Here is an 11,077-nt window from a genome sequence, read left to right on the forward strand (position 1 = left end):
TTACTAGAAAAGAAGAAAGGGAGGGATGTAGGATGGTAAGTTATATCGTTCGAAGATTGTTGATGACGATTCCTGTTTTACTTGGCGTCTCGATCCTGGCGTTTTCACTCATTCATTTAATACCGGGGGATCCAGCGCGAAGTATGCTAGGAAGCAAGGCGAACGAAGAGCAACTCATGCAGCTTCGTCAAGAACTACGGTTAGATGACCCGTACATCGCTCAGTATGGAAGCTTTCTTGGGGATCTGGCCACAGGAGATCTTGGTACGTCTGTAAAGTCAAAAGAGGCTGTAGCGGACGAGTTAGAGAATCGCTTGCCAGCAACAGTTGAATTGAGCCTGTTCGCTATGCTCCTTGCTACTGTCATTGGCGTTTTAGCCGGCGTGATTGCGGCTGTTAAACAGTATTCTTGGTTTGACAATGTGAGTATGACGGGGGCCTTGCTCGGTGTATCTATTCCGATCTTCTGGCTTGGACTTATGATGATCTGGTTATTCTCCGTTAAACTGCAGTGGCTACCGGCTTCTGGTCGTCTTTCGACTGGGACGGAGCTTGAGACGATTACGAATTTCTTTTTAATCGATAGCATTTTGACATGGAACTGGGCTGCATTTGGTGATGCATTTGTCCATTTGTTAATGCCAGGCATTGCGCTTGGGACGATTCCGATGGCGATTATTGCCCGTATGACCCGTTCAAGTATGCTTGAAGTCATGAACCAGGATTACATACGTACAGCGGATGCTAAGGGATTAGCGAGTTACCTTGTTGTCTTCCAACATGCTTTAAAAAATGCCTTCCTTCCTGTCCTGACGGTAATTGGTTTGCAGTTTGGTTTTCTACTAGGCGGAGCCGTATTAACAGAAACTATCTTCTCCTGGCCTGGAGTCGGCCGTTACGTATTGCAGTCGATTCTTGGACGTGACTATCCGGTCGTGCAAGGAACCATTCTCGTCATTGCGATTATGTTCGTGTTCGTAAACCTCCTGACCGATATTCTGTACAAATACATCGATCCGAGGATCTCATTTGATTAAGAAAGGATGTGACTCTTATGCCAGTAGCAGAAGTGCAATCGGAAGAAGAAGTTCGATCGGAACAGTCTGACCCGAAAGAAGTAAGTTTATGGAAAGATGCGTTATCGCGTATTGTAAAAAGCAAAACGTCGTTGCTCGGGTTAGTCATTATTACATTGCTTGTCGTGATTGCTGTATTTGCTCCCTTGATTGCCCCTTACCATCCGATTGATGACGGGAGTGTTATCGATCGCTATCAGCCGCCTTCTGGTGAGCACTGGTTAGGGACCGATGCTCTTGGCCGTGATATCTTCAGTCGTATTGCATATGGTGCGCGAATTTCGATTCAGATTGGTGTTGTAGCCGTCGGAATCTCAGCCGTTGTCGGCATTCTTCTTGGAGGAATCTCTGGTTATCTTGGGCGCTGGGTTGATATGGTCGTGATGCGATTTATTGATATCCTAATGGCCTTTCCGAGTATCCTTCTTGCCATTGCGATGGTGGCTGTACTTGGACGTAGCCTGACAAACGCTATGATTGCCGTCGGGATCGTGGGGGTTCCGCAATTTGCGCGGATTGTGCGGTCGACGGTGCTATCCGTGAAGGAAAAAGAATTCGTCGAAGCCGCCAGGGCGACAGGTGTGAAAAATGGACGCATCCTTTTCCGGCATGTTTTACCCAACTGTATGGCACCGATTATCGTTCAAACGACACTCAGTATTGGTACGGCAATCTTAGATGCAGCCGGTCTTAGCTTCCTTGGACTTGGAGCTCAAGGGGCAACGCCAGAGTGGGGAGCTATGCTTAAAGCAGGAGTCGACGCCTTACAAACGGCCCCGTGGGTTGTCATGTTCCCAGGCCTTGCGATTCTCCTTGTTGTATTAGGGTTCAACCTCCTTGGCGACGGACTTCGCGATGCTCTTGATCCAAGACTGAGGCAATAGTGTCAAATTTCAAAAAATATATTTATTAAGCACATGGAATCATGTACACTTTAGGATAAAGTTTGGCGAACTTTATCCTTTTTTTAATTGGCTTAATTAGAGATAAGGGCCGTTTGCGTATAATGGGAGATAGGGGTGGCTGGGGAACGACTCGCTTTCCGCGGCCTCACACGAGGTGGGGTCGTTCGACGTTGTCACAGGACGTGACGGTCTTAGTCGAACTTCACACTTTTTTAAAAGCCTCCTCGGGGAAACCGCCCTCCGGGGTCTCTTCGACCTCTTTCTCCCGCAGGAGTCTCCCCGTTCCCCAGCCACCCCTTATCGAAAATTTAAATAACGGCCCAGGGTTAGATTTACTTATATGACATGTTTTCCTTGAGTGAAAGAAACATAATAGAATAGGGAGGGATCCAATGAAAAAATACTCTATCGTCCTGGCACTCATTGTGGCTTGTGGTTTGTTGGTCTTGATTCGTTATCAAGATAGTTCTGAAGAGAACTGGAACACCTGGCCGAACCTTCCTGCTCCGGTTGGAAAAGAACCGATCCTTATTACATCAGCGGGGCAAGCCATTGAAGGAAAAGTCTTCTCTTACATAGCAGATGAATTGAATTTAGATGGAGACTATCGTCCTCGGGCATTGGCTACAGATTTATATGAATACAAAACCGTTGTTGTTGTAGTCGGCTATAGCCCCCACGGTGTGCGCCAAACCTACCGTTCTTATGAGGAAGAGAAGGAACGTGTTGAGCAATTGTATGATGAAGCGGAAGCAAGGGATACGCCTATTATTGTTGTTCAGCTAAGCGGAGCTTCAAGGGAAGACCCTTACACTTGGGACTTGTACCAAGCTTCTATCCCTCATGCGGATTACATCATAGGCATCCAAGACCTGGAATACAACGAAACCTTGCTAGAACAAGCCAAACAACATTCCGTCCCCATCACCCTTGTAGAAGGCATCGAAGACACCAAAACCCCCTTCAACCTGGCCTTCCGATAAGCGGGGCGCTTTAATGCTGTAAAGGATTGATTGGTGTCTGGCACCGTTTCGTACGGTGAAGTGATAAAGGAGGTGAGGAGATGATTGGGTACTTATTGGCTGGATGTGTGTTGTTGCTGTTGGGTATTTCATTTCCTGGCTTTACGCATGAGTGGACAGCGTGGATTTATGAGAACATTGAGAAGAGCTTAACGATGAGCGATAGTGGAAGCCTTTTGGTAACTGCTTTATCCTATGCTTTTTGGTATTTCTTAATTTTTTACTGTATTTATATTGGGAGTATGTTTATTTCGTATGCCGTTTCTAAAAATCGCAGATCGCTATTCTATCAAGGGCTTCTTGTTTTTCTTGTTATGGGGAGCGTTTATATCTTTAACGTGATTCACCATGAACATTACTCTTACTCGATCCATTTAGGATTGCTTGCGATTCTATTATTTTTACATAACTTTATTCCTGAGCAGCGATATTTTTATAGCATGTTTAGTGTCATTATCTTATTTTTATTCTTTGCGGTTCAGTGGTTAAACATGGTCCCAGGGCTTACGGTCTTTGGTATTGGTACGGATGATTTTGCGGTGAGTATTAAGCTTGCTGACGAATATTTAACGGATAATACGTTGTTTAGCACGATTTCCATTATTCTATTTGCTGGCTTTTTTTTAATCGCAGTCATTGTCACGACGATTCTTCACTTATTTAGCAAGCAAGTGACGATTACAAGGAAGTATCAAAAACAAACAGAAGAGCTACAGGAGGCGCGTGGTGAACTGTTTGAGACGAATGTATATAAAGAGATTCATTCGTTAGTGCACGATATGAAGACGCCTCTTGTGACAGTTGAGGGGCTTGTGTCCTTAATTGAATTAAAAAATGAGGATAAGAAAGTGGACGGATATTTTGACCGGATTTATGGATCGGTGAACAAGATGAAAGATATGGTTTCTGAGATTCTCTATGAGGAGACGAAGCGGGAGATGGAGGTCATGGAGGTCATACAATACGTGAGGAGTCATCTTTCCATTGATGACGATTCCATTACGGTTTCAGTAAAAGTGGAGGAAGACCTTCCGATGATCGAGGTGAATAAGATCCGCTTCTCCCGGGCCCTTTCGAATATGGTCGAGAATGCACTACGGTCGTTACGAGAAACGGGAGGCACGCTTAAGGTACAAGCCTATTCTTATGCTGAGGGGGTCGCTTTTTCTATTAAAGATGATGGTCCTGGCGTAGACCCTAGCTTATTAGAGGAGATCTGGGAAGAGGGGTTCAGTACGAAGCGTTCATCAGGAATTGGTTTGCCGTTTGTGAAGAGCGTTGTTGATCAGCATGGAGGCACGATTGATATGAAGAGTACACCGTATGTGGAGACGTCTGTAACGGTTTATTTACCTGTTTATGTAGAGGAGGAAGCTTATGATTTTAGTCATTGATGATAATGAAGATATACGTTTTACGGTACAAGAGATCTGTGATTTCGGTGGGTGGCAGGCTGAAACTGCGGTGAACGGAAAAGAAGGCGCCGAGCAGTTTCAATCTGGACGTCATCAGCTCGTATTGGTCGATTTCCACATGCCGGAGTGGGACGGACTTCAAACGGTAAAAGCTATCCGTAAAAAAGATCCTCATGTCCCGATTATCGTCTTAACGGTGGATGAGCGCTTTGAATTAGCCGAGGCGTTCACAAAAGAAGGGGCGAATGATTTTGCCTTAAAACCGATTAAAGCGGCTGATCTGTTATCGCGCATTAAGTTAAATTTAAAAATGGCGAAGCTGCAGGACGAGGGTCAAACAGCTTTCATTGAAAAAGGCATCAACGAAGACACACTACGCCAGGTGAAGGCTTACTTATATGAGCAGACAGAACCGCAAACCATTAATGAAATCCAGAAAAATCTTCCCGTCTCCTATCAAACCGTACACCGTTATTTGAACTATCTCGTCGAAATGGGAGACGTCGAAATCCAATCCCACTACGGCTCAAAAGGCCGCCCAAAAAACAAATACACCCTACTCTAAAAAGAGGGGCAGGTATAGGGAAGATTCCTTATACCTGCCCCTCTTTCTTGTTGTACAGCAGTGAAGGGTGTCAGACACGCGTCATTGCAGTAGAGCACTGAAGGGTGTCAGACACGCTGCATTACAGCACCGCAGTAAAGGTAGATATACCAGGGTATGAGTGAGTGGGAGTTTGGCTAGAATGGTGGGTAAAAAGGTAAAGGATCGATGTGTATGAGGCCGCGATTTGGGAGGTCCTTGTTTAGTCTGGCGATTTTAGTGTTTTTGGCTGGTTTGATGATCAATGAAGATTTCTGGTCCCGTTCTTCTACAGAGGGGGATGATGGGATTGTTGAAGAAGAGGCAGGAGAGGGTCAAACTCGTTCGTATAGCCATGACTTTCCTCAGGTCAGTCCCCTTGATTTAGAAGAAGACCCGGGTGTGGATTCAAGTGCTTTGTCGATCGTGGTGATTCAGGATGTAAATGACGAGAAAGCAAACGTTTCGCTCTTATCGTATGAACCGAATCAGCATACCGTTTTCGTATCGAACATAGAGGAAGTGGCTGCGGGTTCCTCTACAGAGAAGATGCTGCAATCCTTTGAACAACAGCTGGGGAAACAAATGGATTACTATGTGCGTGTCGATCAGAAAACGATGAAGAAGATGATGGAACAAACGATGGAAAACCCAGCCGTACAAGAAGTCATGGAGAACATGACAGAGGAAGGAGTCTCCCTAGAAAATCCGGAAAACGTGGATATTGGGGGGATGGTTAGTAATATGACGCACATGTCTTTCTTAACGCTGCTTTCTTTAAAACAACTTGCTACGGATATAACTAAGCAAATGGATACGAACCTTTCCTTAGCAGAACTACTTACTCTCCGGGATGAAATTGGTATGGACAATTTGCTGAAACCGCTGAAAATCGAACAAGGTCCTTCCCTTGATTCCATTCCGACATTCAAGCAAAGCTTATAAAAAACGGTGCCTGACACTCTTTAGCTTACTAAAGGGTGTCAGACACCGTTTTGTGCGTTACCGCTGTAAAGGATGAACGGGTGTCTGGCACCGTCTAGTGCTTTAAAGCGGTTATTTGTATTCGAGGACGACCATGTCCCAGTATTTGATTTTGGGGATGGTGAGGGTGAGGTCGCTTCCTTCTTGGGTGAAGTTAAGTTTGGTTGGAAGGCCTTTGTTCCAGTCTGGAGAGGCAATCCATACGTTGTCGACTTCTTTTTCTTCTTGAATGGTCACGGACAGATCCCCTTTCATAGAAGGTTCTGTTTGCGTGCCATTTGTATCGCGCCAGTTCATATGAGTGGCGTCGAAATAATTTAAGAAGTGGACGATTTTTCGGTTCTCTTGCTTCTTAGCAAATGTGTAAATTTGTCCTTTTTCAGGCTCTGAAGTTAAGCGAACCCAGTTCTCGGTTGTAATCTCGAGTGGAGCAGACGTTACCTTATCGCGCAGAACGTTCTCGTATCCGACCATAAAGTCGTAGTAGTTGACCATTTTTTGCTGAAGATCTTCCGTCATGTCTAGCTTGTTATGAGGGAAGTATTCCTTTGAAAGCATATGTTCGCCAAGTTCTAAGTGCGCTCCGCCTTGTGCGAAGATCAGTGCGTCTGTGTAAAGAACTCCTGGTGTGTTGAAGGTTCCTTCTTGGTCCGATTTGTCGTAGTTCATATAGGCGGCTAAGACGGAAGCTTTCTTTCCTTCTGAGAGCTTCCCGTTTTCTTTTAAAATCGAATTTAACTCAGCGTAGGATTTGAATGGATTCCACACCTCTGTATACAAGAATGATACAGGTGAATCAGCGATTTGTTCCTGACCGTATTGATTAACTGCATTCATAACGAGTTGTTTATCCTCAAACGTATCGTCTGCATTTTTGATAAAGCTCTTAAACGTCTTATCAAGCGCCACAGGATCACCGTTGTAATCAAATACATCGCCACGATCGCCAAGTTGGTCCATGTGCCACCCATCAAACGTTAAGTGATCGAATACCGTTTGTTGCTTGTTGAAAATGTAATTCTGCCAGCTTCCGTTTGCCGGATTTGTTAGGTAAATATCGCTTTTCCAATCATCAGGTAGAGAATGAACGTCATACTCTTCTTGTTCTTCATCTTTATAGAGGCGCCATTCTTCTTTCACCCCATCTTCTTCAGATTCAGAAAGAGCTCCGTTCAACAAGTTATAGGACATGGCGGTCATCTTCTTGTTGTGAACCTTATCAATATAGGATTGAACGGTTTCGTAGGAGACAGGTTGATTTGCGATGTTCGACCAGGAGGAGAGAGGTTTCCCGTTCTCTTCTTTAAGTGGCTGGTGATGCTCATCGTGCCAGTCATAAAACTGAACACCATTAATATGGTAACGATTAAGCTGATCTACGACAGCTTGCTGTTCCTCTTCAGGTTTATCTTTAAAGTCTGATAGGAATCCGTAACGAGGAAACTGAACCCAAGTAGAGGAAACGTCCACACCAATGGTTGCATACCCTTTTTGGTTATGAAGGGGGCTAACTTCTACATAATATCCTGTAAAATCTTCCTTTGGAGCGGTCCAATCCCAACTGATGTTCTGCTGATCGACTTGCATAATTTTCTCATGAACGACGTCGTTTAAGTGATAGTAAGTAATTTTCATATCGATACTGTTCGTCGGTTTTTTAGAGAGTTCGGCTTCAAACGTAATCGTTTCACCGGGCTTATACCTGGCTAAGTCTGTTTGAACATGATCTACGGTTACATCGGTAATTGGAGATTTTTCATTAGGGGGCTCAAAGGTCTCGTCATCAGACCATAGAAATCTTGCCGGAATAAGTAAAAGGATAAGGACACCTAAAAAAATAAGCGGCAAGTATAGTTTCTTTTTCATCCCAATCCCTCCTTTGTGTGCATTTTTTTGAAAGAAAAAGACTAACAGGAAGGCCTGTTAGTCTTAAGATGGCTTTTACATAAGCATGATATGCTCCCTATAACACTTTACCATTTTTCAGATGTGAGTGGTACAGGCAATCCTTATACATTTCGCGTGAATGTGCTTCGATAAGGGGGCACCTGTTTCATTTTATCTGTAAAAAATGTGAAGAAGGGGATGCTCATGATTTTTATTTTCGTTTCCCTTTGCTAGCGAAAATTTTCACGTTTTTATCTTCGTTAGCTGGTACGTTTACATAAAGGGTGCTTGTTTCCGTGTCATAGAAGTACGTTTCTTGTTCTGCTTTCACTTCTTCTACTGAAGACACCTCGCTGTATTTTGATCTCGCAGCCTGAACTTTCTTCGGTGCTTTCTCGTTGTTTAGCTTAAGCGTGTAAGAATCAAGTTCACTGTCATAACCTGTTGCTTCTTTCTCTTGTGTGAACTCAATATGGTTGCCTTTACGCGTCATAGTAAAGTTCGTGATGTTGAACTCTCCGTCTTTGTAATCGATCGTCGCGCCGTCATCTTCATAGAAGGAATAGCTCGCTTCTTCAGACAAGTACGTATCAAGCACAAGATTTTCAAGTGGTTTTTCGTCTGTGTATTGTTGAACTTCGCGAGTCGGGATGACAGAGTCTTTCTTCATATAAATAGGTAGGTGGTCGAGTTCTGCTTTTGTATGAACCGTCTGTCCGCCTTGATATTCTTTACCTGTCCAATAATCCACCCACGTTTCACCTTCAGGAAGGTAAACGTCACGTTCTGTTTGACCTTCTTGTACGACAGGAGCAAGCATCATTGCTTCACCGAACATGAACTGATCACTAATGTCGTACGTGTTCTCATCCTCTTGGAATTGATACACAAGTGGCTGTTGAACAGGAGAGCCTGTTTCAGAAGCATCAACGAATGTGTTGTACAAGTAAGGCATTAGTTTATAACGCATTTCGATGTATTTCTTACTGATATCTTCCACTTCTTGACCGAATGCCCAAGGTTCTTGACCTTGTTTTACAGCAGCTTTCGAGTCACTATCATAGTGAACGCGGGAGAACGGTAGGAATGCGCCTACTTCGATCCAACGAGCGTACATCTCAGCATCCGGACGTCCAGCGAAACCGCCAATGTCATTCCCGACGAATGGCTGTCCAGAAAGACCTACGTTTGCGTTCATTGGAATCGACATCTGCAGGTGATCCCATTCACTTACGTTGTCGCCCGTCCATAATGCAGCGTAGCGCTGAGTTCCTGCGTACATGTCACGTGTAAGGACGAATGGACGTTCCTCAGGGTTGTGTTGAACCGCACCTTCATACGTTGCTTCAGCTTCATCATGACCGTAAAGGTTGTGGTACTGCGCGTGTGTGCGCTCATTGTCTCCTTCTCCAAATGTCACATCAAGTGGAGCTGTGTGGAATGGCCCGTCGAATACGGCTGGTTCGTTCATATCATTCCAAACCCCGTCGATGCCTTGATCATAAAGGACTTTCGAGTTGTCTGCCCACCAGTCGCGCACTTCTTCTTTTGAGAAGTCAGGGAAGACAGAGTCTCCAGGCCAAACCTCACCGACAAAATTCGTGCCGTCTGGATTTTTAGCCCAATAATCATTCGCCGTACCTTCGTCATACATGTAGTAGCCAGGATCTTTCTTAACGGCTGGGTCATTGATCGCAATCTTGTGGAAGTTCATATCATCTAGTGAGTTGTGAAGCTCGTCGCTTGCGTAATCATCTGCCCAAGTGTACACGCGGTACTCATCCATATAGTCGATGTCAAAGTGCATCGTGTCGAGTGGAATTTCTTTATCACGGTAGGTTTTGGCTACGCTCTCGATTTCATCAGCTGTGTAACCCCATTTACTCTGATGAAGGCCAAGCGTCCATTTTGCTGGTTTCTCCATTTTACCTGTTAGCTCTGTGTAACGATCCAACACGTCTTGGATCTCAGGGCCGTACATGAAGTAGTACGTTAGCTTTCCATCATCTGCGTAGAAATAGTAATAATCATCGCTCTCAGAAGCCATTTCAAAATAAGAACGGTTGGCGTTGTCGAAGAAGATGCCGTATGCTTTCTCATTTTTAAGCCCCATAAAGAACGGGATAGATGTGTATAAGTATTTCGTGTCTGGCTGATAAGCGTAAGCGTCTGTGTTGAACATACCAATGCTTTCACCGCGTTGGTTCACGTTCAAACCAGCTTGCTCACCGAATCCGTAGAACGCTTCGTCTTCGTTCGTCTTCTTGTAAACGTAGGGCTTATCCCCATCATAACCAGCGCCGTTTTGCATGTAATCTTCGTTGATGACGTTTCCTTCTTTATCGAGGAACTTAACGCCGAATGGTTCTTTTTTGATCTTTATTGTAATTTCATCTGTCGAAAGGGTTACAACGTTTCCTTCGTTTTCAAAGTCAAAAGAAGGCGTGTCCCATTCTTTCTTCGCGATTCCTTCTGAGAAGTACTCTTCTTCACCAGCTTCTAGGATCGATACCTTCGCCATGTCTTCAGCGAATAAGCGTATGTAAGCTTCTTTCTGGTCAGTTAGGGTTAGCTTTACGCCGTCTTCTAGTTGCTTAACAGATTGAACTTCTAATTGCTTCTTCACATTTTCTTGATTCAGTTCTTGGTCGGGATGTGGTTGTGTCACGGCTAGAACGTTTGGTGCAGCTGCAGTGAAGAGCGTCGCAGCCATTGCCGTTGTAGCTAATAAGCGGGTCAGGCGTTTAGATGGTTTGTACATAGAATCTGTCACCTCATAAAAGTAGATTTGTTTGATGTAGTTGTTTTGTGCAATCGATTGCCCTCTTAATATACGGGCGTTTTACGTCGGTTGCAAGCAAAGAGATGTCGGTGTTTTACTAGTGAAAAAAGAACTAGTCGATTGATGCGTCAGTAGTGGAACCGATTGCACAGATCAATTTGTCCGATTCCATGAATTCTCAAAATCATCCCAAAGCCTTATCTGTAAACATCCCTTTACAAAAACTAGGGACAAAGAAATAGATCATACATCACTTTAGCGAAATAAAGCGTGCCAGACACCCTGCAGCCTTTTAAAGCACCGCAGGGTGTCTGGCACGCTGCGGTGCTTTAGAGTAGTGAAGGGTGTCTGACATACGGGTGTTGATTAGCTATATTTTACCAGTTGAATTGGATACACTTCGCCAATTTTTGAGAAGCAACC

General features: G+C 44.5%; 8 protein-coding genes. 6 read left to right on the plus strand and 2 right to left on the minus strand.

The features are described from left to right. Positions 1 to 32 precede the first annotated feature (32 nt). The 6 genes from LQ226_RS11090 (at position 33) to LQ226_RS11115 (ending at position 5,946) form a co-directional block, all read left to right on the plus strand. Positions 33 to 1,037: an ABC transporter permease gene (locus tag LQ226_RS11090; protein ID WP_231417962.1), complete on the plus strand. Its 1,005-nt coding sequence runs from the start codon at positions 33 to 35 to the stop codon at positions 1,035 to 1,037. Positions 1,038 to 1,054: 17 nt separating this feature from the next. Beyond that, a complete protein-coding gene (locus LQ226_RS11095; protein WP_231417963.1) occupies positions 1,055 to 1,960 on the plus strand; it encodes an ABC transporter permease in 906 nt (301 codons plus the stop codon). A gap of 413 nt (positions 1,961 to 2,373) precedes the next feature. Beyond that, positions 2,374 to 2,964 (plus strand): DUF6305 family protein, encoded by a 591-nt coding sequence (locus tag LQ226_RS11100; protein ID WP_231417964.1) that lies wholly within the window; start codon positions 2,374 to 2,376, stop codon positions 2,962 to 2,964. An 80-nt stretch (positions 2,965 to 3,044) separates the two neighbouring features. Then, positions 3,045 to 4,397, plus strand: coding sequence for a sensor histidine kinase (locus LQ226_RS11105; RefSeq protein WP_231417965.1), 1,353 nt, complete (start codon positions 3,045 to 3,047; stop codon positions 4,395 to 4,397). Then, positions 4,381 to 4,983: a response regulator gene (locus LQ226_RS11110; protein WP_231417966.1), complete on the plus strand. Its 603-nt coding sequence runs from the start codon at positions 4,381 to 4,383 to the stop codon at positions 4,981 to 4,983. Before LQ226_RS11105 ends, LQ226_RS11110 begins: the two co-directional genes overlap by 17 nt. Positions 4,984 to 5,196: 213 nt before the next feature. Beyond that, on the plus strand, positions 5,197 to 5,946 hold the full coding sequence (locus LQ226_RS11115) for a hypothetical protein (RefSeq protein WP_231417967.1): 750 nt from the start codon (positions 5,197 to 5,199) through the stop codon (positions 5,944 to 5,946). 111 nt (positions 5,947 to 6,057) lie between these two features. Here LQ226_RS11115 and LQ226_RS11120 read toward each other — a convergent pair whose 3' ends face one another. Together LQ226_RS11120 and LQ226_RS11125 are read right to left on the minus strand one after the other, a co-directional pair. Beyond that, positions 6,058 to 7,851 (minus strand): glycoside hydrolase family 66 protein, encoded by a 1,794-nt coding sequence (locus LQ226_RS11120; protein WP_231417968.1) that lies wholly within the window; start codon positions 7,849 to 7,851, stop codon positions 6,058 to 6,060. Between the two features lie 232 nt (positions 7,852 to 8,083). Further along, positions 8,084 to 10,633, minus strand: a complete 2,550-nt coding sequence (locus LQ226_RS11125) for a glycoside hydrolase family 31 protein (RefSeq protein WP_231417969.1) — start codon at positions 10,631 to 10,633, stop codon at positions 8,084 to 8,086. Positions 10,634 to 11,077 lie beyond the last annotated feature (444 nt).

Origin of the sequence: Pontibacillus sp. HN14, from assembly GCF_021129245.1 — a bacterium.
In the GTDB taxonomy this organism is placed as follows: domain Bacteria; phylum Bacillota; class Bacilli; order Bacillales; family BH030062; genus Pontibacillus.